This window comes from Methylobacterium sp. XJLW, from assembly GCF_003254375.1.
In the GTDB taxonomy this organism is placed as follows: Bacteria; Pseudomonadota; Alphaproteobacteria; order Rhizobiales; family Beijerinckiaceae; genus Methylobacterium; species Methylobacterium fujisawaense.
On record NZ_CP016429.1, the window covers coordinates 4,753,178 to 4,777,302 of the forward strand.

Below are 24,125 nucleotides of genomic sequence, written 5' to 3' on the forward strand. Positions count from 1 at the left end.
ACTTAGAGTAATTCAGATTCGTGTGCCGCGCGTGAACGCGGCCGTTCGCGGCGTTGTTCCGGCCGGCGCCGGGCTGCGGCGTTGTGCCGTGGCCGTCCGGAACCGCAGGCCGAGATCGGCGAGATGGGCGACGAGCCCGGCGAGCATCCAGGCGGCGACCGCGATCCAGCCGGCGCCCACCAGCGCCGCCCGCAGGGCCAGCATCAGGGCGGCCCCGGAGGCGAGGTTCGCCAGAAGGGACGGCAGCGGCGGGCCGCCCCGGCGGCGGACGAGCCACGCGAGGACGAGCGCCTCCCCGGCGACCAGCAGGAGGATGCCGTCGACGATCCGGCCCGAGGCGAACAGGGGGGCCAGCAGACCCTCCATCACGCCGGCTGCCCGAAGGGCGCGTTGAGGCGCACGATCCGCAGGTTCAGGCAGGCGGCGACGCTGACCCAGGCGAGGTAGGGCAGGTTCATCAGCCCGGCGCCGAGGCTGACCCGGCCGGTGACCAGCATCAGCACGGCGATGGACAGCCACAGGGCCGCCACCTCGGCCAGCGCCCAGTCGGGCCGCCGGAACCGGAAGAACAGCACGCTCCAGGCGATGTTGAGAACCCCGTTCACCGCGTAGGCGGCCAGGAGGACACCCCGCGCGGCGGGATCGGCGTCGCCGTTCCAGGCGAGCACACCGGCGGTGGTGGTGAGCGCGAAGATCACCGTCCAGACCGGGCCGAAGGCCCAGTCCGGCGGCTTCCAGGCCGGGACCCGCAGGCGCCGGTACCAGCCGTCCGTGGTGGTCGCGAGGCCGCCGGCCACGGCCACCAGCACGGCGGCGGCGGCGGCCACCGTCGGCGGCCCCAGGTCGACGGCGAGGCTCACGGGGAGACCCAGCGGAACAGGTGGGCGAGATCCTTGAAGAAGATCCGCGCGTGGGCGGCGGGCTTCGCCCGGACCAGCTCCTTGTTCATGTAGCTGTCCCAGGTGAGCTGCTGGACGTCCTTGTCCCGGCAGATCGAGACGAAGCGCTCGCGCAGCCCGTCGCTGCGGTACCAGACCCACTGCATCATCCCGAGGATCCAGAACACGCGCCCGTGCAGCTTCATGAAGGCCTTGCGCGCCCCGGCCAGGGCGCGCGCGTCCCCGGTCCGCAGGAAGGCGGCGGCGGCCTCGGCCGAGAGCCGGCCGCCGAGCATCGCGTAGTAGATGCCCTCGCCTGAGGCCGGCGCCACGACGCCCGCGGCGTCGCCCGCGAGCAGCACGTCCCGGCCGTTGTCCCAGCGCTTCAGGGGCTTCAGCGGCAGCGGCGCGCCCTCGCGGCGGACGGTCTCGGCGTGGTCGAGGCCGGTCGCCGCGCGCAGGGCCCGGATCGAGGAGCGGAGCGAGAAGCCCTTCCTGGCGCTGCCGGTGCCGATGCTGAGCGTATCCCCATGGGGGAAGATCCAGCTGTAGAAATCCGGCGAGTGGCGGCCCTGGTAGTAGACGTCGCAGCGGGTCGCCTCGACGGCCTCGGCCCCGGGGGTGCCGGCCTCCGGCACCCGCAGGATCTCGTGATAGGCGAAGACCTGCCGCATCTTGGCGTGGCCCGGCACCTCCGCCCGGCCGACCGGCGAGCAGGCGCCGTCGGCGCCGATGACGAGGCGGGCCCGGACGGCGTGGCGGGCGAGATCCGCGCCGGTCCCGGTAGTGAAGTGGACGAGCGGCACCCCGTCGTCGGGCCGGGTGATCCGGTCGTAGGCGGCGTCGCGCAGGTCGGCGCCGGCCTCTTCCGCGCGGGCGCGCAGCCACGGGTCGAAATGCTCGCGGTCGACCATGCCGACGAAGCCCTCGCCCACCGGCATGTCGACGGCCTTGCCGCTCGGCGCCACCATCCGGGCGGACCGGATCTTGGCGACGAGGAGCGCATCGGGGATCGCGAAATCGCGGATCAGCCGCGGCGGGATCGCGCCGCCGCAGGGCTTGATCCGGCCGGGCTTGTCGAGGAGCAGAACCGCGTGGCCGGCCCGGGCCAGGTCGGTGGCCGCCGTGGCCCCGGCCGGCCCGCCGCCGACCACGACGACGTCGTAGGATTCGCGACCGGAGCCGCCTTCGTCCAACCGAGCCATGGCCTCACCTCGCGCTGAAGGCAGGATCGAGCGGCACCGAATCGGGTGCCGGAGCGGATTCGAGCCGGGCCGCCAGGACGACCGCGACGAGGAAGAGCACGCCTTCCGCGGCGAAGACCGCCGCGTAGGCCTGGACCGGTTCGGCGGTGACGAGCCGGACGGCATCCACCGCCGCCGCCCCCAGGAATCCGCCGGCCCCGAAGGCGACGCCCTGCGCGGCGCCCCAGACGCCCATGCGGGTGCCGCGCTCCCGTGCGTCGCCGCGGCCGGCCAGCGCCATCATCGAGCCGATGGCGGCCACCGCGTAGGCACCGTTGGCGACGCCCAGGGCGAACACCGTCGCGCGCAGGGGGAAGTCCGAGCCCGCCGCCACACCGCTCGCCAGGGCGAAGAGGGCGGCCGCCGAGCCGGCGCAGCCGATCCCGATCCAGAGCCGCAGGGAGGCGAGGGCGGTGCCGCGGGCGGCGAGGGTCACCCCCGCCACCAGCAGCATGCCGGCGAGCACCCCGCCGTGCTGCAACCCGGCGAGCTTGGTGGTGGCGCCGGGGCTCATCGCGAAGACCAGGCCGGCATAGGGCTCCAGGATCAGTTCCTGGGCGCTGTAGGCCAGCATCGAGACGAAGACGAAGATCGTGAAGGTCCGGGCCACGGGATCGGCCAGCACCTGGGCCAGCACGGTGAAGAACGGCCGGCGCGCCTCCGCGGGCTCCGGGGCGCGGGCCGGCAGGCGGCGCTCGATGCCGGCGACCGCCAGCGCCGCCACGCAGAAGGCGACGAGCGAGACCGTGCCCGACACCGCCACGAGCCGCAGACCGGAGAACGGATCCAGGAAATGCCCGGCGAGCGGCGCCGTGACGGCGAAGCCGACGATCATCATCACCCAGACGATGGTGGCGGCCGCGCCCCGCCGGGCCGGGGCGACGCCCCCCGACAGCAGGACGAGGAGCGAGGTCCCGGCCGCGCCGACGCCCATCCCGACGCACAGGAAGGAGAGGGCCGCGAGGGCGAGGCCCAGGGCGAGGTTCTCGGCGGCGAGCGCGGTGCCGCAGGCGGCGCCGAACCCGCCGAGGCAGAGGGCCACCATGCCGCCGACGATCCAGGGGGTGCGCCGGCCGCTGCGGTCGGACCCGTAGCCCCAGCGCGGGCGCAGGACCTGCACGGCGTAGTGCAGGGCGACCAGCAGGCCCGGCACGATGGCGGGGAGCGCCAGTTCCACCACCATCACCCGGTTGAGGGTGGCGGTCATCAGCACGACGACGCTGCCCAGCGCCGTCTGGACGAGGCCGAGGCGGACGATCTGGGGCCAGCCGAGATACCCGTCGGGCGCGACCGCTCGCCCGCCCGCCTTCGCGGGGGACGGGCGGGCGCCCGGCCGTTCCGTGCGCGAGCCGCCCGCCATCACGCCCCTCCCACCAGCGGGCGCAGCGCGAAGGCCGAGACCAGCATGCCCAGGACGTAGAGGGTGGTGCCGGTGCCGTTGTACCAGATCGCCCGCTCCCGGGGGTTCTCGAGGAACCGGACCATCAGGGCGGCCTGGCCGGCGAGCAGCGCCGCGACGAGGCCGGCATGCCAGTACCGCTCCCAGCCGACGAGGAGCGCGATCACCGCCACCTGCGGCAGGGCCATCACGAGGCAGGCGAAGCGCGCGGCGCGCTGCGAGCCCATCTGCACGGGCAGGGACAGCAGACCCATGCGCCGGTCACCCTCCACCGACTTGAAATCGTTGAGCGTCATGATGCCGTGGGCGCCGGCTGCGTAGAGCAGCGCCACCAGGAGCACCCGCCGGTCCGGCAGGGCCGCGGCCATGACGGCGGCGCCGGTGAACCAGGGCAGCCCCTCGTAGCAGAGCGCCACCGCGGCGTTGCCCCACCAGCCGTTCCGCTTCAGCCGGACCGGCGGCGCCGAGTAGATCCAGGCCAGCACCAGCCCGAACAGGGCGGCCCCGAGGATCCAGGGCCCCAGGGCGGCGGCCACCACCAGCGACAGCAGCGTCCAGCCCAGAGCGAGGTAGAGCCCCCAGCGGCCCGGGATCCGCCCGGAGGGAATCGGCCGGTTCGGCTCGTTGATCGCGTCGACGTGGCGGTCGAACCAGTCGTTGGCGGCCTGGCTGGTGGCGCAGACCAGCGGCCCGGCGAGCAGCACCCCGGCGGCGATCACCGGCCATTGGCCGCTGGCCGGCTGCCCGGAGGAGATCACCCCGCAGGCGAACGCCCACATCGGCGCGAACCACGTCAGCGGCTTGAGCAGCTCGATGACTGCGCTCGGGGCGGGCGTAGCGGCCATGGCGGGAGGCTACCGGGCCCCGCCGAAGTGTCAAGGCAGATTTACACCACGCGGCGGAATGTGCGCGGCGTTTGTCCAGCGAATACAACCCCCACGTCAGGAATACATTATCCGGCACACCGAAAAGTCGCGGGGCGCAGCGCCTCGGCGGCGGCCGGTTTTGCCGCCGCGGACGCGGTCGTGCGCGCGCGATCCGGCGGTCGTGCGCGCGGAACGCGGCCATCCTCGCGCGTCGGGCGCGGTCAGGCGCGCGGCAGTCCGCCGAGGGCCGAAAGGGAGTCCGTCGCCCGCCTCAGGCGTCGTCGGCCGGGCCGTCCAGATCGCCGACGCCGTAGCGGCGCATCTTGGCGTAGAGGCCCTGCCGGCTGAGGCCCAGCATCTCGGCCGCCGAGGCCCGGTTGTCCCGGGTGATCCGCAGCGCCGCCTCGATGCAGAGCTTCTCGATGAGGTCCGTGGTCTCGCGCACCAGGGTCTTCATCGAGACCCGGCCCACCAGCTCGGTCATCTGCTCCACCGAGCGGGGCAGCCCCCGCCCGATCGCCGAGGCGGAGCGCCCCTCGGCGATCCGCCGCGGGCCGGACCGGATGGCGAAGCCGAGGCAGGGGCGGGGGCCGGCCACCGACACGGCGGCGACCTCCACATCCTCCAGGCCGCCATAGGCGCCCCGGATGACGGTGGCGAAGCGGCGCACGGCGCCGTGGTCGACCAGGGTTGCGAACAGGGCCTGCGCCTCCATCTCGTCGCGGCCGAGCCAGTGGTCGAGGGTCCGCCCGCGGGCCTGCCCCTCGGTGGCGAGCTGGGCCAGCTCCAGGAAGGCGGCGTTCGCCATGAGGACGCGCCGCGACGGGTCGGTGACGACGAATCCTTCCGGCATCGCCGCCAGCACGGCGGCGGTGGGCGCCTCCTGATCGGGCCCGGCCGCCGCCGCCGGGTCGGCGGCCAGCTGCAGCAGGGCGCTGGCGCCGCCCTCGCCCCGGAACAGCGAGGCCGACACCGTGACCTCGCCCCGCTCGTGCGGCAGGGACGCCCGGATCGCCCCGGCCTGCCCGGTCGCCCGCAGGGCGGCGAACTGCGCCTCCAGGGCCCGGGCGCTGGAGGCGTCGAACAGGTCGACGGCGTCCTGGCCGGTGATGCGCCGTGCGGGCCGCCCGAGCAGGCGCGCCGCGGCGGGATTGACCTCGGCCACCCGGCGCGTCCCGGCATCGACCACCAGCACCGGCTCGCCGGAGATCTGAAACAGCAGCCGGTAGCGGGTCTCGGCGGCGCGCAGGCGGTCGTAGTCCCGCTCCAGGGCCTGCTGCGTCTCCATCAGCCGGCGCTGAAGGGCCGCCACCGCCCGCATGTCGCGCCCGAGCACGAGGATCGGACCGTCCCCCGCCGGCCGGATCGAGGCGTAGCGGATCGGCAGGTCGATCCCGTCGGGGCAGGGATGGTTCACCTGGCGCCATCGGGTGATGCCCTCGGCCCGGGCATCCCGCAGAAGGGCGTTGACCTTCGGGCGGCTCTCCACCGTGACCGTGTCGATCCAGCGCCGGCCCAGCCAGCCCGCCACCGTCTCGGCCTTGAGATCGGCGCCGACCGTCGCGTCCCGAATCACCCCGTCGGCATCGATCACCAGCGACAGGTCCGTCGATGCCGCGACGATGCGGCCGACCGCCTCGCCTTCGAGGAGGCCGGCCACCTGCTGCAGGGCCGCGGGCGGCGACTGCGAGGTGTGGCGAGGCTGGGGCGTCACGGTCACCGCAATGTGATTGCAATGTGATATTCGGATACCAACCCTTTCAGCAGGCCAATGCCTGTCTGTCCAGCAAAGCTTCCGCCGCGGCGGGCGCCAGGCAGGCGTCCGACACGCAGGCATCCGCCCCGACGATCCCCGCCTCGCCGCCGTAGCGCGCGAAATAGGGGCCGCCGACCAGAACGCGGATCTCCCGGTTGCGGGAGTCGCGGCGCACCTCCGCCACGGCCCTCGTCAGGGCCGGCAGCAGCACGTCGCAGGAGAGCGACAGGCCGACCACGTCGAACCAGTCGGTGCGGAGCAGCGTCAGGGGATCGACCTCGGGACCGGGCACCGCCGTGGTCACGTCCCAGCCGGCCTCCCGGAAGAAGCTCGCGACGATCGACAGGCCGAAGACATGCGTCTCGCCGGGACAGGGCAGCAGCAGCACGCTGCGCCCGTTGGCCGGGATCGATTCGTCCTCCAGCTCGGCGCAGAGGCGTCGGCTCACCGCATGGAGCCGCCCGAGCGCCTCCGTCACCGCCAGGAAGTCGCAGGCATCCTCCTCCCACAGCGCGCCGAGGTGGCGGGCCGCCGGGGCGAGCAGATCGAGGAGCAGGCGGGCCAGGGGCAGGCCGCCGTCGCGCAGGACCTCCACCCGGGCGTCGAGATCGACCGGACCGGCCTCCAGGAGCAGGGCGCTGAACTCGGCGATCTCCCGGGCACTCGGCGCGCGATTCGCCGGGCGGCCGCGGCCGGCGGGCCGGTGCGCGAGCATCAGCCGGGGCAGGATCTCCGCCTCGACCACGCGGGCGAGCATGTCCGGAACGGGCCGGCGCAGATCGGACCAACCGACGGGGCTATCGCGGAACACGGAACGACCATCGCTCACAGGGTTACAGCCGGCCGCGGGCTGGCCGTGATCCAGGCGATCGCCGAAATGCCTCCAGTCTCCCATCGGCATCCCTCCCTGAGTCGGCCCTGGCCCGGGAGGACCAGCGGCACCGCTCGTGTCCTGGGTGCGGCGTTGCTCGCCTGTCTATTCTTCGCGTTCGTCAGTCCCGGATCTGACAAGTGAAACTGCGGCAGTCTCCAGCCGTCGAGCCCGACGATACGCTTCCTGGCGATCTTGGCAATGATCTTATTCGAAGAAAAAATATCTCTCACCTGTCATGTTCCGAAACCGTCAAGCGCACTTGACACTTCTGGGACCCTCGCCCTAGCCTCTGTCAACGACGGAGCCTTTGGCGCCGCCGAGCACCAGGGAGCGGATGCATGGGTCCCGAGGACCGGCCGGCACGACCGCTCTACACGCCTGCCGAACGGCGAAAGCGCGACTCTTCGCCCTGGACCCTGGTTCAGGGCGTGCTGGCGCCTCTGCAATTCGCGATCTTCCTGATCAGTCTCGTCCTGGTGCTGCGCACCCTCGCCACCGGTGCAGGTCAGTTCGCCGCTGAGATCTCGGTCGTCGTGAAGACCCTGGCGCTTTATGCGATCATGGTCACCGGCTCGATCTGGGAAAAGGCGGTGTTCGGGCGGTGGCTCTTCGCACCGGCGTTCTTCTGGGAGGACGTGGTCAGCATGCTCGTGCTGGCCCTCCACACAGCCTATCTCGCGGCTCTCATCACGGGCGCACTCAGCGGGCAGGCGCTGCTGCTGCTCGCGCTGGCGGCCTACGCGACCTACGTGGTCAATGCCGGCCAGTTCCTCATGAAGCTCCGCGCCGCCCGTCTCGAGGGCACCGGCAGCCGCGCACCGCGCCTCGCGGAGGCGCTGTCATGAACGCTCCCCTGATCCACCAGCCTCCCTGCGGCGGCATCGACCTGCACCAAGAGCAGGGGCAGAGGGCGGTGTTCTGCGGCCTCACCGGCATCGTCTGGCTCCACCGGAAGATCCAGGACGCCTTCTTCCTCGTGGTCGGCTCACGGACCTGCGCGCATCTGATTCAGTCCGCCGCCGGGGTGATGATCTTCGCCGAGCCGCGCTTCGCGACCGCGATCATCGACGAGCGCGACCTCGCCGGGATCGCCGACGCGAACGAGGAACTCGACCGGGTCGTGACCCGGTTGATCGAGCGGCGGCCGGATATCAAGCTCCTGTTCCTGGTGGGCTCCTGCCCGTCGGAGGTGATCAAGCTCGACCTGTCCCGGGCGGCGCAACGGCTGTCGGGGCGCCTCGCCCCCGTGCGGGTCCTGAACTACTCCGGCTCCGGCATCGAGACGACGTTCACGCAGGGCGAGGATGCCTGCCTCGCCGCCCTGGTGCCGGACCTGCCCCGCGAGGTCGAGACGGCCGCGCCGTCGCTCCTGGTCGTCGGGGCGCTGGCCGACGTGGTGGAGGACCAGTTTCTTCGGATTTTTGCCGCGATGGGGATCGGCGACGTCCGGTTCCTGCCCGCCCGCCGGGCCGACACGATGCCCTCGGTCGGGCGCAACACGCGCTACCTCCTGGCCCAACCGTTCCTGGCCGACACGGCCCGCGCCCTCGAAGAGCGCGGCGCCCGCCGGCTCCCGGCGCCGTTCCCGCTCGGTGCCGAGGGCACGACCGGATGGCTGCGGGCGGCGGCTGAGGCGTTCGGCGTCGCCGAGGCCGTCTTCGACCGGGCGACGGCCCCGGGCCGCACCCGTGCCGAGACCGCCCTCGCGCCCCATCGCGAAAAGCTCGCGGGCAAGCGCGTGTTCTTCTTCCCTGATTCGCAGCTCGAAGTGCCGCTCGCCCGCTTCCTCGCCCGGGAACTCGGCGCGGATCTCGTGGAGGTCGGGACGCCTTACCTGCACCGGGCGCATCTCGCCGCCGAGATCGAGCTGCTGCCCCAGGGTACGCGGGTGACCGAGGGCCAGAGCCTCGACGACCAGATGGACCGCTGCCGAGCGGCGCGCCCGGACCTCACGGTCTGCGGCCTCGGCCTCGCCAACCCGCTGGAGGCGGAGGGTCTGTCGACCAAGTGGTCGATCGAGCTGCTGTTCACGCCGGTACAGGGCTACGAGCAGGCCGGCGACCTCGCCGAGCTGTTCGTGCGCCCGCTCCGGCGCCGCGCCCTGCTGGAGGTGTAGCGCCATGCAGCTCACCCTCTGGACCTACGAGGGTCCCCCGCATATCGGCGCCATGCGCGTCGCAACGGCGATGTCCGGCCTGCACTACGTGCTTCACGCGCCGCAGGGCGACACCTACGCGGACCTGCTGTTCACGATGATCGAGCGGCGGGACGCCCGCCCGCCCGTCACCTACACCACCTTCCGCGCGCAGGATCTCGGCCGCGACACCGCCGAGCTGTTCAAGGAGGCGGTCGCCGCCGCGCACGCACGCTTCCAACCCCAGGCGATGATCGTCGGCGCCTCCTGCACCGCCGAGCTGATCCAGGACGATCCGGGTGGCCTCGCCAAGGCCCTCAACCTGCCGATCCCGGTGATCCCGCTGGAGCTGCCCGCCTACCAGAAGAAGGAGAACTGGGGCGCCTCGGAGACCTTCTATCGCCTCGTCCGGGCGCTCGCCGGTCCGCCGGCCCCGCGTCCGGCGCGCGAGCGCGGTCGGCGGCCGCTCTGCAACATCCTCGGGCCGACGGCTTTGGGCTTCCGCCACCGGGACGATCTGATCGAGATCCGACGTCTGCTCGACTCCCTCGGGATCGCCGTCAACATTGTCGCGCCGCTGGGAGCCTCTCCGGCCGACCTCGGCCGCCTCGGGGACGCCGATTTCAACGTCGTGCTCTACCCCGAAACCGCTCGGTCGGCCGCGGAGTACCTGAAGAAGAGCTTCGGGCAGCCATTCACGCAGACACTGCCGATCGGCGTCGGCGGCACCCGCCGGTTCGTCGCCGAGGTGGCGGAGATCGCGGGAATCGATCCGGCACCCGTGCTCGACGGCCCGGGCTCGCGCCTGCCCTGGTACTCGCGGTCGGTCGATTCGACCTACCTGACGGCCAAGCGCGTCTTCGTGTTCGGGGACGCGACGCATGCCATTGGCATCGCCCGGGTCGCGGCGCGCGAACTCGGCTTCACGGTGGTCGGTCTCGGGACCTACAGCCGCGAATTCGCCCGCGAGGTCCGCGCCGAAGCGGCCGAGCACGGGATCGAGGCGCTGATCACCGACGACTACCTCGACGTCGAGGCGGCGATCCGCGCGGCGGCACCGGAACTGGTGCTCGGCACCCAGATGGAGCGCCACGTCGCCAAGCGGCTCGGCATCCCCTGCGCGGTGATCTCGGCGCCGGTCCACGTCCAGGACTTCCCGGCCCGCTACGCGCCGCAGATGGGGTTCGAGGGCGCCAACGTCCTGTTCGACACCCTGGTCCATCCGCTGATGATGGGCCTCGAAGAGCACCTCCTCGGCATGTTCCGGGAGGATCCCGAATTCCACGACGGCGTCGGCCCCTCGCATCTCGGCGGCAAGTCCTTCGGGACTCCGGCGGACGGGGCGCTCGAGGCCGGAGAACGGGCGCCGGCCGACACCCCTCCGACGTCGGCGCCCGTTCCGATCCTGCTGGACAGGCCGGTCGCGACCGCGTGGTCGCCGGAAGCCGAGAAGGAACTGAGAAAGATCCCGTTCTTCGTGCGCGGCAAGGCCCGCAGCAACACCGAGACCTTCGCCCGGGAGCGGCACCTGCCGCTCATCACGATCGAGACCCTCTACGATGCCAAAGCGCATTACGGCCGCTAGGCCGCCGATCCGCGTCGTCATCGTCACGCTCGACAATCATTTGGCGAGCGCGGTGGAACGGGCGCGCCTGCGCCTCCGGTCCGAGATGCCGGGGCTGGTGCTGGGCTTCCACGCGGCAGCCGAGTGGGAGACCGATCCTGCGACGCTAGAGGCCTGCCGGGCCGACATCGCGCAGGCCGACATCGTGCTCTCGGCCATGCTGTTCATGGACGAGCATGTCCGGGCGATCCTGCCGGCGCTCGCGGCCCGGCGCGAGGCCTGCGACGCGATGATTGGCTGCATGTCGGCGGGCGACGTGGTGAAGACGACGCGGCTCGGCCGCTTCGACATGAGCGGCACCAAGCGCAGCGCCCTCGACTTCCTGAAGAAGCTGCGCGGCAAGCCCGGCCAGCAGGGCAATGCCGGCCGGCAGATGGCCCTGGTGCGCAAGCTGCCGAAGATCCTGCGCTTCATCCCGGGCTCGGCCCAGGACGTGCGCGCCTACTTCCTCACCCTGCAATACTGGTTGGCGGGCTCCGACGAGAACGTCGCAGCCCTGGTGCGTTTCCTCGTGCACCGGTACGCGGCGGGCGAGCGGGCGGCCTGGCGCGACGGGCCGGCGGCACCCGCGCCCCTCGACTACCCCGAGACCGGCCTCTACCACCCGCGCCTGCCCGGCCGAATCGGCGCGGACCCGTCTCGGCTGCCGCGAAGGGCCGACGCGACGGGCCGCGTCGGCCTCTTGGTGATGCGCAGCTACGTGCTCGCCGGCAACACCGCCCACTACGACGGCGTCATCGCGGCCCTGGAGGCCAAGGGCCTCGACGTGGTGCCGGCCTTCGCCAGCGGTCTCGACAACCGCCCGGCCGTGGATTCGTTCTTCATGCGGGATGGGCGCGCCTGCATCGACGCCCTCGTGTCCCTCACCGGCTTCTCCCTGGTCGGCGGCCCCGCTTACAACGATGCCGCTTCCGCCGAAGCGATGCTGGCCCGACTCGACGTGCCCTACCTCGCCGCCCAGGCGCTGGAGTTCCAGACGCTGGAGCAGTGGGAGGCGGGTGAGCGCGGCCTGTCGCCGGTCGAGGCGACCATGATGGTCGCGATCCCCGAACTCGACGGCGCCACCGCCCCGATGGTTTTCGGGGGCCGCTCCGCCGCGTCGGGCAGCGACAATTCCCGCGACATGCGGGTCCATCCCGAGCGGGCCGCGCGTCTCGCCGAGCGGGTCGAACGGCTGGTGTCCCTGCGCCGGACCGAGAAAGCCGAGCGCCGACTCGCCGTGGTGCTGTTCAATTTTCCGCCGAATGCCGGCGCCACCGGCACGGCGGCGTTCCTGTCGGTCTACGCCTCGCTCCTCAACACCCTGAAGGGCCTGGCGGCCGACGGCTACACCGTCGACGTCCCGGAGAGCGTCGATGCCCTGCGCGCAGCGATCCTTGAGGGCAACGCCAAGCGCTACGGCACTCAGGCGAATGTCCACGCCCGCATTCCGGCCGAGGACCATCTGCGGCGCGAGACTTACCTCGCCGAGATCGAGACCCAGTGGGGCCCGTCGCCGGGCCGCCATCAGACCAACGGCGCCGAAATCTTCGTGCTCGGAGCGCAGTTCGGCAACGTCTTCGTCGGAGTCCAGCCTGCCTTCGGCTACGAGGGCGACCCGATGCGGCTGCTGTTCGAGCGCGGCTTCGCGCCGACCCACGCCTTCTCGGCCTTCTACCGCTACCTGCGGGAGGATTTCTCCGCCGACGCCGTGCTGCATTTCGGCACCCACGGGGCGCTCGAATTCATGCCCGGCAAGCAGACCGGCCTGTCCGAGGCCTGCTGGCCGGAGCGGCTGATCGGGGCGCTGCCGAACGTCTACCTCTACGCCGCCAACAACCCGTCGGAGGGGACGCTCGCGAAGCGCCGCTCGGCCGCGACGCTGGTGAGCTACCTGACCCCGAGCCTCGCGGCGGCCGGGCTCTACCGCGGGCTGATCGACCTGAAGAGTTCGATGGAGCGCTGGCGCGGCCTCGACCTCGAAGCCGGGACGGAGCGGGAGAGTCTCGCCCGGATGATCCAGGACCAGGGCGCGGCCCTCGATCTCGTGGCCGCCGAGCCGGCCTGGACCGGCGATCTCGGCGCTCGGGTCGGCGCCCTCTGGTCCGCCGTGCAGGAGTTGGAGCAGACCCTGATCCCGCACGGGCTGCACGTGGTCGGAGCGGGGACGCCGGAGGTCGAGCGGGTCGACCTGCTCCTGGCGCTCGCCGAGTCGGCGCACGGCGTGAGTCCGGAGCGGGCCGGGATCGAGGCCCTGGTGGCCGGGCACGGCGTCGAGGCGGCGCTGACGGCCTCCGGCCTGTCCGCCGACGAGACCAGCCGCGCCGCCTTCGCGAGTCTGGCCGAGACCGACCGGCTGCTCGCCCGGGACCACGAGGTGCCGGCGCTGCTGCGGGCCCTCGACGGCCGCTTCGTTCCGCCGGTGGCGGGCGGCGACCTGCTGCGCAACCCTGCGATCCTGCCAACGGGCCGCAACCTCCACGGCTTCGACCCCTACCGCCTGCCTTCCGCCTTCGCGGTCGCGGACGGTGCCCGGCAGGTGGCCCGCATCCTCGAACGCTTCGCGGCCGACGGAAAGCCCTGCCCGGAGAGCGTTGCCCTGGTCCTGTGGGGCACCGACAACCTCAAGAGCGAGGGCGGCCCGATCGCCCAGGCGCTGGCGCTGATCGGCGCCGCGCCCCGCTTCGACGGCTACGGCCGCCTGAGCGGCGCCGAGCTGATCCCACTGGAGACCCTTGGCCGCCCGCGCATCGACGCGGTGGTCACCCTCTCGGGCATCTTCCGCGATCTCCTGCCGCTCCAGACGAAGCTCCTGGCGGAGGCTTCGTACCTCGCCGCCACCGCGGACGAGCCGCTGGAGCAAAACTTCGTCCGCAAGCACGCCCTGGCGATCCAGGCCGAGCAGGGCTGCGACCTGGAGACGGCGGCCCTGCGGGTCTTCTCGAACGCCGAGGGGGCCTACGGCGCGAACGTCAACCACCTTGTCGATTCGGGGAGCTGGGACGACGACGCCGAGCTGTGCGAGACCTTCTCGCGCCGCAAGAGCTTCGCCTATGGCCGCACCGGCCGCCCGGCGCCGCAACGCGCCCTGATGCAGGCGGTGCTGGCCTCCGTCGACATGGCCTACCAGAACCTCGACTCGGTCGAGGTCGGCGTCACCTCCGTCGACCACTACTTCGACGGCCTCGGCGGCATGGGCCGGGCGGTGGCCCGCGCCAAGGGCGAGTCGGTGCCGATCTACATCAGCGACCAGACCCGCGGGGAGGGGCGCGTGCGCTCCCTCGAGGAGCAGGTGGCGCTGGAGACGCGCACCCGCATGCTCAACCCCAAATGGTACGAGGGCCTGCTCGGCCACGGCTACGAAGGCGTCCGCCAGATCGAGACCCACCTGACCAACACGGTAGGCTGGTCGGCCACCGCCAACGCGGTCCAGCCCTGGATCTACGAGCGGATCACCGAGACCTACGTCCTCGACCCTGCCATGCGCGAGCGCATGGCGGCCCTCAACCCCACCGCCTCCGCCAAGGTCGCCCAACGGCTGATCGAGGCCCACCGCCGCGGTTTCTGGACTCCCAACGCAGAGATGCGCGACGCCCTCGACCGGGCCGAGGAGGAGCTGGAGGATCGTCTCGAAGGCGTCACCACAGGAGTCGCCGCATGAACATCGCCATCCGCAATCCGGTCGTCGCCCGGAAGGAAGAAGGCAGCGTCCAGGTCGCCCTGGACCCGGACCTGAAGATCGAGACCGCCAAGGTCTTCGCGGTCTACGGCAAGGGCGGCATCGGCAAGTCGACCACCTCGTCAAACCTGTCGGTGGCCTTCTCCAAGCTCGGCAAGCGCGTGCTCCAGATCGGCTGCGACCCGAAGCACGACTCGACCTTCACCCTGACCAAGCGCCTCGCCCCCACGGTGATCGACGCCCTGGAGGCAGTGAACTTCCATTCGGAGGAGCTGCGCGTCGAGGACTTCGTGGTCGAGGGCTATAACGGCGTCATGTGCGTCGAGGCCGGCGGCCCGCCCGCCGGCACCGGCTGCGGCGGCTACGTGGTCGGCCAGACGGTGAAGCTCCTCAAGGAGCACCATCTCCTGGAAGACACCGACGTCGTGGTGTTCGACGTGCTGGGCGACGTGGTCTGCGGCGGCTTCGCCTCGCCGCTCCAGCACGCCGACCAGGCGCTGATCGTCACCGCCAACGATTTCGACTCGATCTTCGCCATGAACCGGATCGTGGCGGCGATCCACGCCAAGTCGAAGAACTACCCCGTGCGCCTGGGTGGCGTCATCGCCAACCGCTCGGCCAAGACCGACGAGATCGACCGGTTCAACGACGCGGTCGGCCTGAAGCGGCTGGCTCATTTCCCCGACCTCGACGTGGTCCGCCGCTCGCGGCTCAAGAAGTCCACCCTGTTCGAGATGGACTCGTCCCCGGAGCTCGACGCCGTGACCGCGGAGTACATGCGGCTCGCCGAGACGCTGTGGTCGGGCGCCCCGCCCTGCGAGGCGGTCCCGATGAAGGATCGCGACCTGTTCGAGTTCCTCGGTTTCGATTGAGTTTGGGGTCCGACCGATGGCCAGCGCCAGCTACGACGCCCGCCGGGGCGAGTTGACCACCTACTTCGACCGCACCGCGGTCGAGGCGTGGTCGCGCCTGACCTCGGACGCGCCGGTGAGCCGCATCCGCGCCACGGTGCGGGCAGGCCGCGACGCCATGCGGGCGACGCTCCTCTCCTGGCTGCCCGCCGACATGACCGGCCTGCGCCTGCTCGATGCCGGCTGCGGCACCGGGGCGCTCAGCGTCGAGGCGGCGCACCGCGGGGCGGAGGTGGTGGCGATCGACGTCTCGCCGACGCTGATCGGGCTGGCGCAGGAGCGGCTGCCGGCGATCGCCGGGGCGGGCCGCATCGACTTCCGCGTCGGCGACATGCTCGATCCGGGTCTCGGCCGCTTCGACCACGTGGTGGCGATGGATTCGCTGATTCACTACCGGGCTGCCGACATCGCCCGGGCGCTGGCGGCGCTGGGTGCGCGCACCGACGGCTCGGTGCTGTTCACCGTGGCGCCGCGCACGGCCCTGCTGACTGTGATGCACGCGGCGGGCAAGTTCTTTCCCCGCAGCGACCGTTCGCCAGCGATCGTGCCGGTGACCGAGGGCGGCCTGCGCCGTCGGATGACCTCTGAAACAGCGCTCGACGCCTTCACCTGGGCGCGGAGCCACCGGATCAACAGCGGATTCTACCTGTCGAACGCGGTGGCGCTGACGCGCGCGCGCCCGTCCGCCTCTGCGGGATCGGGGGCGGCGTCGCCCGGGGTGCGGACATGAACGCCGCATCCCAGAAACTGACCCGCGCGCTGATGCGCCTCGGCCCGGCGATCCTCCCCTTCGCGGATGCCGCAACCGTCGAGCTGCCCCTCGGGCGCCTGCTTCGGCTCGCCCTGTTCCAAGTCACCGTCGGCATGGCGGCGGTGCTGCTGATCGGCACCCTGAACCGGGTGATGATCGTCGAACTGGGGGTGCCGGCCTGGATCGTCGCGGTGATGCTGGCGCTGCCGCTGATCTTTGCGCCCCTGCGGGCGCTGGTCGGCTTCCGCTCGGACACGCATCGCTCGCTGCTGGGCTGGCGGCGGGTGCCCTACATCTGGTTCGGCACGCTGCTTCAGTTCGGCGGCCTCGCGATCATGCCGTTCGCCCTGTTGATCCTGTCGGGCGACACCACCGGGCCGCTCTGGGTCGGCAACCTTGCGGCGGCTCTGGCCTTCCTGCTGGTCGGTGCCGGTCTGCACACGACCCAGACCGTCGGGCTGGCGCTCGCCACCGACCTCGCCCCCGCGCATGCAAGGCCGAAGGTGGTGGCGCTGCTCTGCGCGGCCCTGCTGTTCGGCATGATGGCGAGCGCCCTGCTGTTCGGCCTGTTCCTCGCCCATTTCTCGCCGGTGCGCCTGATCCAGGTGATCCAGGGCGCCGCCCTGGTCACCATCATCCTCAACGGGTTCGCCCTCTGGAAGCAGGAGCCGCGCGATCCCAATAGGACGCAGACGGCGCCGCAGCGCGACTTCCGGTCGTCCTGGCGGGCCTATGCGGGCGAGGGGACCGCCCGCCGTCGCCTCGTGGCGATCGGCCTCGGCACAGCGGGCTTCTCCATGCAGGACATCCTGCTGGAGCCCTATGGCGGCCAGATCCTGCACCTTTCCGTGGGCGCGACCACGGCCCTCACGGCGCTGCTCGCCGCGGGCGGCGGGCTGGGCCTGCTGGTTGCGGCGCGCTGGCTCGGCCGCGGGGGCGATCCGTTCCGGGTGTCGGCGGTCGGCGTCGGCATCGGCATCCTCGCCTTCTCGGCGGTGGTCTTCGCCGCGCCGCTGGCCTCGGCCGACCTGTTCGCCGCCGGCGTCAGCCTGATCGGGCTCGGCGGCGGCCTCTTCGCCCACGGCACGCTCACCGCCTCGATGAACCGCGCCGGCCCCGAGGATACGGGGCTGGCGCTCGGCGCCTGGGGCGCCGTGCAGGCGACCGCCGCGGGCCTGTCGATCGCGGCGAGCGGCCTCGTGCGCGACGTGGGCGGCGCCATCGCCCAGTCGGGGGTGCTCGGCGAGGGCATGAACGAGCCCGCGATCGGCTACCTCATCGTCTACCACATCGAGATCGCCCTGCTGTTCGCGGCGCTCCTCGCGCTGGGGCCGCTGGTGCGTGAGGACGCACGGACAGAGGATCGAGACCGCATCGCCAACGGCCTTGCCGGCCGGACGGCCTGACATTCGGGGAGGACAGCCATGCCAACCGGCGCACTTACGGGTTATGTCGACGTCGCCCAGGTCGTGCTCTACGCGTTCTTCATCTTCTTCGCCGGGCTGGTCTTCTGGCTGCGCCGCGAGGACCGGCGGGAGGGCTACCCGCTGGAGAACGAGGCCGTCGGCCGCCGCAAGGCGGACGATCCGATCCTGATCCCCCGGTCCAAGGCCTTCCATCTCCCCGGCGGCGAGACCACCTACGCACCGCAGGCGGTGCACGGCCGGGACGACATCGAGACCGGCATCCCGGCCCGCAAGGTCGAGCCCTGGCCCGGCGCTCCCTACGAGCGCACCGACACGTCGCTCCAGGCCGGCGTCGGCCCCGGCTCCTGGGTGCTGCGACACGACGTCCACGACCGGACCTGGGACGAGGAGATCCGCATCGTTCCCCTGCGGGTGGCGAAGAACTTCGTCATCCACGAAAGCGGCCCGAACCCGATCGGCATGACGGTGTTCGGCACCGACAACGCCGTGGCGGGCGTGATCAGCGACGTCTGGGTCGACCGCGGCGAGTCGCTGATCCGCTACTATGAGGTGGAACTCCCGGCGGGCGGCCGCCGGCTGATGCCGACCACCTTCTGCCGGGCCGGCGGCTTCACCAAGACGGTGACGACCGAGGCGCTGCTCGCCAGCCAGTTCGCCGACATCCCGACCACCCGCGATCCCGACAGCGTGACCTTCTTGGAGGAGGAGCGGATCGTCTCGTATTTCGGCGCCGGCACGCTCTACGCGACGCCGGCCCGGGCGGAGCCCCTGATATGAGCGGCGACTTTCTCCCCGAGGGCACCCCGCGGGGCCTGCCCGGTCCTCTGCCGGCGGGCGAGCGCATCCTGTGGCAGAGCAGGCCGACCACCTTGGGCCTGTTGGTCCGGGTGTTCCACGCCCGTCTGGTGATTGCGTGGTTTGCGGTCTGCGCCCTGGCCTTCGGCCTGGCGGCCGGTTCGCCCGCCTCGGCCCTGAAGGTGGTGGGACCGACCCTGGTGATCGGCGCGGGCGCCGTCGCGCTGCTCTGGCTGCTCGCATGGCTCACCCATCGGACGACGCTCTACACGGTGACCAACCGTCGTGTCGTGCTGCAGGCCGGCATCGCCCTGCCGGTGACCCACAACCTGCCCTTCGCGCAGATCGAGACTGCGGCCCTGCGCGCCTTCACGGATGGCAGCGGCGATCTCCCTCTGCAGTTGCGGCCGGGTATCCGCATCGCCTACCTTCACATCTGGCCGCATGTCCGGCCCTGGCGTCTCGCCCGGACCGAGCCCATGATGCGGTCCGTACCGGAGGCCGACGCCGCGGCGGCGCTGCTGGCACGGGCCCTCGCGGCCCATGCCGACGGCACCGCGCCGCCGGTTCGGGTGGCGCAGCTCGAGCGCGCGGACGAAAATTCCGGTCGCCTCGTCGCGGCCGAATAGGGAGGGGCACGATGGGCGAGCGGGCGGAGGGCGCCGGCCGGGCGATGGGGCCGGCGGGACCGGCACCGGCGCTGCTGATGGTCGGTGCGGGCGCACTCATGGGCTTCACCATGCTGGCGGTCCTGATCGGCCGGAGCGAGCAGGTCGGCCTCGTCGCACTGCCGCCCGCCAAAGCGGTGGCGCGGCTCGAATTCCGCGCCGAGGATCAGGTCGATGGCTCGATCGCCCTGCGGGACATCGCCGACCGGCACATCGTCGCCTGGATCCGCCCCGGCGAGGACGGCTTCCTGCGCGGGACCCTGCGGGGCCTCGCCCAGGCCCGCCAACGGGAAGGCCTCGGGCCCGAGCAACCGTTCAGCCTGACCCGCTACGAGGACGGCCGGCTCGCGCTCGCCGACGAGGCGACCGGCCGCCGGGTGCCGCTCGAGGCCTTCGGGCCGACCAATGCCGGCGCCTTCGCCCGGCTGATGCCCGCGCCGGGCGTACCCGCCACGGAGACGCGGTGATGGGCCTGTTCGGCAGCCGCACCGTCACCGTACCCTGCACGGTGGAGATCGAGCAGACCCCCGAGAGCCTGCACGCCCACGTGACCCTCGATGCCGGCTTCGAGATCGAACCCGGCGACGAGGTCCAGGTCCACGACGCGCCGACCTCGGTGCCCTACGGCGAGCGGCTGACCGTGCGCCGCACCGCCACGGTCACCCGGGCCGGGGCGCTGGAGCGGGCCTGGACCAAACTCATCGCCCATCTCGAGCTGACCGAACTCTACGAGGTCAGCTTTTCCGAGAGGAGGAAGCTGTGAACGCATCTGTCCCGCCGCCCTCCGGCCAGCCTGTCCCGAAGGTCCCGGTCAACGAATCGACGCGGGCCGCCCAGGAGACGACGTTCCTCAGCCCGCGCTTCTACACGACGGATTTCGACGAGCTCGATCGCACCGATGTCGAGCCCGTGCGCCGCGACTGGGATCTGCTCATTGCCGAGCTGCGCGCCGACCCGAACAAGCGCCACTTCACCCGCAACGAAGAGTTCGACTGCGACCTGTCGCAGATGGAGCCCGAATTGCGGAAGGAGTTTTTGGACTTCTTGGTTTCCTCGATCACGGCGGAGTTTTCCGGCTGCGTCCTCTATGCCGAGATGAGGAAGCGGGCAAAGAACAAAGATATCAAGGAATTGTTCGGCTTCATGAGCCGGGACGAGGCGCGTCACGCCGGGTTCATCAACGATACGCTCAAGGATTTCGGCATCGGCGTGGATTTGGGGTTTCTCACCAAATCCAAGAAGTACACGTTCTTTCGACCGAAATTCATCTTCTACGCCACCTACCTCTCGGAGAAGATCGGCTACGCCCGCTACATCACGATCTTCCGCGAGCTGGAGCGGCACCCGGAGCGGCGCATCCATCCGATCTTCAAGTGGTTCGAACTCTGGTGCAACGACGAGTTCCGCCACGGGGAGGCCTTCGCGCTCCTGATGCGCGCGAACCCGAAGCTGACGAGCGGCGTGAACCGCTACTGGATCCGGTTCTTCCTGCTTGCGGTCTTCGCCACGATGTACGTGCGCGACCATCACCGGCCGGCCTTCCACAAGGCGCTCGGGGTCGATCCCACCGACTACGACTTCAAGGTCTTCCGGATCACCTCGGAGATCTCCCGGCAGACCTTCCCGCTGGAACTCGACCTCGACAACCCGAAGTTCAAGGCGGGGCTCGACCGGCTGCTTGCCTGCTCGCGGGCGATCGCCGACGCCAAGGCGCGGGGCGGCGTCGTCGGCACGGTGCAGCACGGCGTGCAGGTGCTGCGGGCGGCCACGACCTTCGCCCGGCTCTATCTCCTCCCCGTCAAGGCCAACGCCCTGCCGGCCGACATCCGCCTCCAGCCGGTCTGGTAGCATGGGGACCTACGCCGCCCCGGTGGTCTACGCGGTCCTGCTCTGGTGGTTCTCTACCGGGCTGATCCTGCTGCTCGACCACGCCCCGCGGCGGACGCATGCGTGGAGCATGGCCGGGGCGACGCTGCTGCTCGCGGGCGCCCTGTTGGCGATCCGGTCCAGCGCCGCGGACACGAGTGCCACGGGGGCCTACACGGCCTTCACGGCGGCGCTCGTCGTCTGGGGCTGGCAGGAAATGAGCTACTACATGGGCTTCCTGTCCGGCCCCAAGCCGGCCGCCTGCGCGCCGGGGGTGCGGGGGTTCGACCGGTTCCTCGCGGCGCTCGCCACGAGCCTGTGGCACGAATTCGCCATCGTGATCGGGGGTCTGGCGGTCCTGGCCCTGGTCTGGGGCAGCCCCAACCGCTTCGCCCTGTGGACCTACGGCACCCTGGTGGTGATGAACCTCTCGGCGCGGCTCAACCTGTTCCTGGGGGTGCGCAACCTCCACGCCGAGTTCCTCCCGGACCATCTCGGCTACCTCGCCTGCTACCTGTCCCGGAAGCCGATGAACCTGCTGTTTCCGGTCTCCGTGAGCCTGGGGACCATCGCGGCGGCGCTGCTCGGACGCGCGGCCCTGGGGCCGGACCTGCTGGAGCACGAGCTGATCGGCCTCACGGTCCTGGCGACGCTCACGGCGCTCGCCACCCTGGAGCACTGGTTCCTGATGCTGCCGCTGCCCTCGGCGGAGCTGTGGCGCTGGAGCCTGCCGGCCCGGGCGCCCGGGGAAGCGGCCGGACCGCCGGATCACGTGTAGGCCGAGGGATCACGAACGGGCGACGCACGTCCACCAATCTGGAACTGGTCTTGTGCGAAGTCCGGTGTCACAGGCGGGATCAACCCGCAGGATTTGTTCGGGGAGAGGCGACATGGACTACGAGACCTTCTTCGGGGCTGAGATCGCCGGGCTCCACCGGGAGGGGCGCTACCGGGTCTTTACCGACCTCGAACGCCACGCGGGCAACTTCCCGCACGCCACGCACCACCATGCCGGCGGCACGCGTCCCGTGACGGTGTGGTGCTCCAACGACTATCTCGGCATGGGCCAGCACCCGGCCGTGACCGGCGCGATGCACGAGGCGATCGACCGCTGCGGCGCCGGCGCCGGCGGCACCCGCAACATCTCGGGCACCAACCACTACCACGTGCTCCTGGAGCGCGAGCTCGCCGACCTCCACGGCAAAGAGGCGGCCCTGCTGTTCACCTCCGGCTACGTGTCGAACTGGGCGGCGCTCGGGACCCTGGCCTCACGCCTGCCGAACTGCGCGGTCTTCTCCGATTCCGAGAACCACGCCTCGATGATCGAGGGCATCCGGTTCTCCCGCGCCGAGCGACACATTTTTCGTCATAACGACCCGGAGGACCTGAACCGCAAGCTCGCCCTGGTCGATCCGGCCCGACCGAAGCTGGTGGCGTTCGAATCGGTGTACTCGATGGACGGCGACATCGCCCCCATTGGAGAGATCTGCGACGTGGCCGAGGCCCACGGGGCACTCACCTACCTGGACGAGGTCCACGCGGTCGGCCTCTACGGCGCCCGCGGCGGCGGCATCTCGGAGCGGGACGGCGTCGCCCACCGGCTCGACGTGATCGAGGGGACGCTGGGCAAGGCGTTCGCCGTGCACGGCGGCTACATCACGGCCTCGGAGAAGCTCTGCGACTTCGTGCGCAGCTTCGCGTCGGGCTTCATCTTCACCACCTCCCTGCCACCCGCGGTGGCGGCGGGCGCGGCGGCGTCGATCCGCCACCTGAAGACGAGCGGCGAAGAGCGCGCCCGGCACCAGGAGCGCGTGGCGAAGGTCCGTCAGGCGCTGGAGGCCGCCGACATCCCGACCATGCCCAACGACAGCCACATCGTGCCGGTGATGGTCTGCGACCCGGTGCTGTGCAAGGGGATCTCCGACACCCTGCTCGACGAGTTCGGCATCTACGTGCAGCCGATCAACTACCCGACGGTGGCCCGCGGCACCGAACGCCTGCGGATCACCCCGTCGCCGCTACACACGGATGCCGACATCGCCCGTCTCGTCGAGGCCCTGACCACGATCTGGGGGCGGATCGGGCTTCGGCAGAAGGCGGCGGAGTAAGGCGCTCTTCCCTCCCCCTTGCGGAGAGGGGTAGGGGTGGGGGTGGTGCAGACGGCACCGCCTCGACCCATCCTGCACCCCCCATCTCCGGCTCCTCCCCACGCGGGGAGGAGAGGAGCCAGAGCCAGAACCCCGTGCCCACCTTCCCCTTCTCGGCCATCGTCGGCCAGGACGAGATGCGCCAGGCGCTGCTGATCGCGGCGGTGGACCCGTCCGTCGGCGGCGTGCTGGTCTTCGGCGACCGCGGCACCGGCAAGTCCACAGCGATCCGGGCGCTGGCCGCCCTGCTGCCGCCGATGCGGGCGGTGGCCGGCTGCCCCTACAATTGCGACCCCGACAGCCCGGCCGCATCCTGCCCGCATTGCGCGGAAGGCGGCCCGCGAAAGAGTCACAAGACACCGGTGCCGGTGGTGGACCTGCCGCTCGGCGCCACCGAGGACCGCGTGGTCGGCACCCTCGATCTGGAGCGGGCGCTCGGCGCAGGCGTGAAGGCCTTTGAGCCGGGGCTGCTCGCCCGGGCCAATCGCGGCTTCCTGTACATCGACGAAGTGAACCTCCTCGAGGACCACCTCGTCGACCTGCTGCTCGACGTGGCGGCCTCCGGCGTCAACACCGTCGAGCGCGAAGGCCTGTCCTTGCGCCATCCGGCGCGGTTCGTGCTGGTCGGATCCGGCAACCCGGAGGAGGGCGAATTGCGCCCGCAGCTCCTCGACCGGTTCGGGCTGGCCTGCGAGGTCGTGACCCCGAAGGACATCCCGACCCGCATCGCGGTGGTGCGTGCCCGCGACGCCTACGAGCGCGACCCGGAGGGCTTCTGCGCCGCCCGCGCCCGGGACGAGGCCGCGATTCGAAAGCGCCTCCTGCTGGCGCGGGAGCGCCTGCCGTCGGTGACCGTGCCGGATGCCGCCCTGGAGCGCGCGGCGCGGCTCTGTCTCACCCTGGGCACGGACGGGTTGCGCGGCGAGCTGACCCTGATGCGGACCGCCCGGGCGCTCGCGGCCCTCGATGGCGCCGGGGCCGTTACCGACGACCACCTCCGCCGCATCGCCCCGGCCGCCCTGCGCCACCGGCTGCGCCGCAACCCGCTGGACGAATCCGGATCCACCGCCCGGGTGGAGCGGGCGCTGGCGGAGATGTTTTCGTGACGGTCGCGCTGCCGGTCCGCC

General features: G+C 71.5%; 22 protein-coding genes. 15 read left to right on the forward strand and 7 right to left on the reverse strand.

Annotated features, from left to right (window positions below; all coding sequences use genetic code 11):
- Positions 1 to 12 precede the first annotated feature (12 nt).
- From A3862_RS22040 to A3862_RS22070, 7 genes are all read right to left on the reverse strand, one after another.
- A complete protein-coding gene (locus tag A3862_RS22040; protein ID WP_043353938.1) occupies positions 13 to 366 on the reverse strand; it encodes a hypothetical protein in 354 nt (117 codons plus the stop codon).
- The gene (locus A3862_RS22045) at positions 366 to 860 is read right to left on the reverse strand and encodes a TspO/MBR family protein (protein ID WP_043757065.1); all 495 of its coding nucleotides are present in this window, start codon (positions 858 to 860) and stop codon (positions 366 to 368) included. The genes A3862_RS22040 and A3862_RS22045 overlap by 1 nt, the downstream gene beginning before the upstream one ends.
- A complete protein-coding gene (locus tag A3862_RS22050) occupies positions 857 to 2,083 on the reverse strand; it encodes a geranylgeranyl diphosphate reductase (protein WP_043353930.1) in 1,227 nt (408 codons plus the stop codon). Before A3862_RS22050 ends, A3862_RS22045 begins: the two co-directional genes overlap by 4 nt.
- A 4-nt stretch (positions 2,084 to 2,087) precedes the next feature.
- On the reverse strand, positions 2,088 to 3,482 hold the full coding sequence (locus tag A3862_RS22055) for a BCD family MFS transporter (RefSeq protein ID WP_236961433.1): 1,395 nt from the start codon (positions 3,480 to 3,482) through the stop codon (positions 2,088 to 2,090).
- A complete protein-coding gene (chlG, locus tag A3862_RS22060) occupies positions 3,482 to 4,366 on the reverse strand; it encodes a chlorophyll synthase ChlG (RefSeq protein WP_043353924.1) in 885 nt (294 codons plus the stop codon). Before chlG ends, A3862_RS22055 begins: the two co-directional genes overlap by 1 nt.
- 292 nt (positions 4,367 to 4,658) lie before the next feature.
- Positions 4,659 to 6,107, reverse strand: a complete 1,449-nt coding sequence (gene ppsR / locus A3862_RS22065; RefSeq protein WP_111473995.1) for a transcriptional regulator PpsR — start codon at positions 6,105 to 6,107, stop codon at positions 4,659 to 4,661.
- A 40-nt stretch (positions 6,108 to 6,147) separates the two neighbouring features.
- Entirely contained in the window at positions 6,148 to 7,038 is an 891-nt protein-coding gene (locus tag A3862_RS22070) for a cobalamin B12-binding domain-containing protein (RefSeq protein ID WP_111473996.1), read from the reverse strand.
- Between the two features lie 317 nt (positions 7,039 to 7,355).
- On the opposite strand from A3862_RS22070, the gene bchF reads away from it, so the two are divergent.
- The 15 genes from bchF to bchI all read left to right on the forward strand — a co-directional run bounded on the left by bchF (position 7,356) and on the right by bchI (position 24,104).
- Positions 7,356 to 7,862, forward strand: a complete 507-nt coding sequence (gene bchF / locus A3862_RS22075) for a 2-vinyl bacteriochlorophyllide hydratase (RefSeq protein WP_043757056.1) — start codon at positions 7,356 to 7,358, stop codon at positions 7,860 to 7,862.
- Positions 7,859 to 9,133 (forward strand): ferredoxin:protochlorophyllide reductase (ATP-dependent) subunit N, encoded by a 1,275-nt coding sequence (locus A3862_RS22080; protein WP_043757053.1) that lies wholly within the window; start codon positions 7,859 to 7,861, stop codon positions 9,131 to 9,133. The genes bchF and A3862_RS22080 overlap by 4 nt, the downstream gene beginning before the upstream one ends.
- A 4-nt stretch (positions 9,134 to 9,137) precedes the next feature.
- Positions 9,138 to 10,736, forward strand: coding sequence for a ferredoxin:protochlorophyllide reductase (ATP-dependent) subunit B (gene bchB, locus A3862_RS22085; protein ID WP_111473997.1), 1,599 nt, complete (start codon positions 9,138 to 9,140; stop codon positions 10,734 to 10,736).
- Positions 10,711 to 14,415 carry a magnesium chelatase subunit H gene (locus A3862_RS22090; RefSeq protein WP_111473998.1) on the forward strand — a complete coding sequence of 1,235 codons (3,705 nt, stop codon included), beginning with the start codon at positions 10,711 to 10,713 and terminating at the stop codon, positions 14,413 to 14,415. Before bchB ends, A3862_RS22090 begins: the two co-directional genes overlap by 26 nt.
- Positions 14,412 to 15,305: a ferredoxin:protochlorophyllide reductase (ATP-dependent) iron-sulfur ATP-binding protein gene (bchL, locus tag A3862_RS22095; protein WP_043346558.1), complete on the forward strand. Its 894-nt coding sequence runs from the start codon at positions 14,412 to 14,414 to the stop codon at positions 15,303 to 15,305. The genes A3862_RS22090 and bchL overlap by 4 nt, the downstream gene beginning before the upstream one ends.
- A gap of 16 nt (positions 15,306 to 15,321) precedes the next feature.
- Positions 15,322 to 16,074, forward strand: a complete 753-nt coding sequence (bchM, locus tag A3862_RS22100; protein WP_043757049.1) for a magnesium protoporphyrin IX methyltransferase — start codon at positions 15,322 to 15,324, stop codon at positions 16,072 to 16,074.
- A complete protein-coding gene (locus A3862_RS22105) occupies positions 16,071 to 17,501 on the forward strand; it encodes a BCD family MFS transporter (RefSeq protein ID WP_043383090.1) in 1,431 nt (476 codons plus the stop codon). Before bchM ends, A3862_RS22105 begins: the two co-directional genes overlap by 4 nt.
- Positions 17,502 to 17,519: 18 nt before the next feature.
- Entirely contained in the window at positions 17,520 to 18,299 is a 780-nt protein-coding gene (puhA, locus tag A3862_RS22110; protein ID WP_043757045.1) for a photosynthetic reaction center subunit H, read from the forward strand.
- Complete coding sequence (gene puhB / locus A3862_RS22115; protein ID WP_043757042.1) at positions 18,296 to 18,946, forward strand: photosynthetic complex putative assembly protein PuhB; 651 nt, start codon at positions 18,296 to 18,298, stop codon at positions 18,944 to 18,946. The genes puhA and puhB overlap by 4 nt, the downstream gene beginning before the upstream one ends.
- An 11-nt stretch (positions 18,947 to 18,957) precedes the next feature.
- The gene (gene puhC, locus A3862_RS22120) at positions 18,958 to 19,452 is read left to right on the forward strand and encodes a photosynthetic complex assembly protein PuhC (RefSeq protein WP_052083600.1); all 495 of its coding nucleotides are present in this window, start codon (positions 18,958 to 18,960) and stop codon (positions 19,450 to 19,452) included.
- Entirely contained in the window at positions 19,452 to 19,748 is a 297-nt protein-coding gene (locus tag A3862_RS22125) for a hypothetical protein (RefSeq protein WP_020095258.1), read from the forward strand. The genes puhC and A3862_RS22125 overlap by 1 nt, the downstream gene beginning before the upstream one ends.
- Entirely contained in the window at positions 19,745 to 20,833 is a 1,089-nt protein-coding gene (gene acsF / locus A3862_RS22130) for a magnesium-protoporphyrin IX monomethyl ester (oxidative) cyclase (RefSeq protein WP_043383098.1), read from the forward strand. The genes A3862_RS22125 and acsF overlap by 4 nt, the downstream gene beginning before the upstream one ends.
- Before the next feature lies 1 nt (position 20,834).
- Positions 20,835 to 21,629, forward strand: a complete 795-nt coding sequence (puhE, locus tag A3862_RS22135) for a putative photosynthetic complex assembly protein PuhE (RefSeq protein ID WP_043383101.1) — start codon at positions 20,835 to 20,837, stop codon at positions 21,627 to 21,629.
- A gap of 112 nt (positions 21,630 to 21,741) precedes the next feature.
- The gene (gene hemA / locus A3862_RS22140; RefSeq protein ID WP_043383104.1) at positions 21,742 to 22,959 is read left to right on the forward strand and encodes a 5-aminolevulinate synthase; all 1,218 of its coding nucleotides are present in this window, start codon (positions 21,742 to 21,744) and stop codon (positions 22,957 to 22,959) included.
- 134 nt (positions 22,960 to 23,093) lie between these two features.
- Positions 23,094 to 24,104, forward strand: a complete 1,011-nt coding sequence (bchI, locus tag A3862_RS22145) for a magnesium chelatase ATPase subunit I (protein ID WP_043757036.1) — start codon at positions 23,094 to 23,096, stop codon at positions 24,102 to 24,104.
- Positions 24,105 to 24,125 lie beyond the last annotated feature (21 nt).

Excerpts from the sequence above, each read along its gene's own strand:
- A3862_RS22040 (WP_043353938.1), bottom strand. The coding sequence starts at position 366 with ATGGAGGGTCTGCTGGCCCCCCTGTTCGCCTCGGGCCGGATCGTCGAC.
- A3862_RS22050 (WP_043353930.1), bottom strand. The coding sequence starts at position 2,083 with ATGGCTCGGTTGGACGAAGGCGGCTCCGGTCGCGAATCCTACGACGTC.
- A3862_RS22055 (WP_236961433.1), bottom strand. The coding sequence starts at position 3,482 with ATGGCGGGCGGCTCGCGCACGGAACGGCCGGGCGCCCGCCCGTCCCCC.
- chlG (WP_043353924.1), bottom strand. The coding sequence starts at position 4,366 with ATGGCCGCTACGCCCGCCCCGAGCGCAGTCATCGAGCTGCTCAAGCCG.
- A3862_RS22070 (WP_111473996.1), bottom strand. The coding sequence starts at position 7,038 with ATGGGAGACTGGAGGCATTTCGGCGATCGCCTGGATCACGGCCAGCCC.
- bchF (WP_043757056.1), top strand. The coding sequence starts at position 7,356 with ATGGGTCCCGAGGACCGGCCGGCACGACCGCTCTACACGCCTGCCGAA.
- A3862_RS22080 (WP_043757053.1), top strand. The coding sequence starts at position 7,859 with ATGAACGCTCCCCTGATCCACCAGCCTCCCTGCGGCGGCATCGACCTG.
- bchB (WP_111473997.1), top strand. The coding sequence starts at position 9,138 with ATGCAGCTCACCCTCTGGACCTACGAGGGTCCCCCGCATATCGGCGCC.
- A3862_RS22090 (WP_111473998.1), top strand. The coding sequence starts at position 10,711 with ATGCCAAAGCGCATTACGGCCGCTAGGCCGCCGATCCGCGTCGTCATC.
- bchL (WP_043346558.1), top strand. The coding sequence starts at position 14,412 with ATGAACATCGCCATCCGCAATCCGGTCGTCGCCCGGAAGGAAGAAGGC.
- bchM (WP_043757049.1), top strand. The coding sequence starts at position 15,322 with ATGGCCAGCGCCAGCTACGACGCCCGCCGGGGCGAGTTGACCACCTAC.
- A3862_RS22105 (WP_043383090.1), top strand. The coding sequence starts at position 16,071 with ATGAACGCCGCATCCCAGAAACTGACCCGCGCGCTGATGCGCCTCGGC.
- puhA (WP_043757045.1), top strand. The coding sequence starts at position 17,520 with ATGCCAACCGGCGCACTTACGGGTTATGTCGACGTCGCCCAGGTCGTG.
- puhB (WP_043757042.1), top strand. The coding sequence starts at position 18,296 with ATGAGCGGCGACTTTCTCCCCGAGGGCACCCCGCGGGGCCTGCCCGGT.
- puhC (WP_052083600.1), top strand. The coding sequence starts at position 18,958 with ATGGGCGAGCGGGCGGAGGGCGCCGGCCGGGCGATGGGGCCGGCGGGA.
- A3862_RS22125 (WP_020095258.1), top strand. The coding sequence starts at position 19,452 with ATGGGCCTGTTCGGCAGCCGCACCGTCACCGTACCCTGCACGGTGGAG.
- puhE (WP_043383101.1), top strand. The coding sequence starts at position 20,835 with ATGGGGACCTACGCCGCCCCGGTGGTCTACGCGGTCCTGCTCTGGTGG.
- hemA (WP_043383104.1), top strand. The coding sequence starts at position 21,742 with ATGGACTACGAGACCTTCTTCGGGGCTGAGATCGCCGGGCTCCACCGG.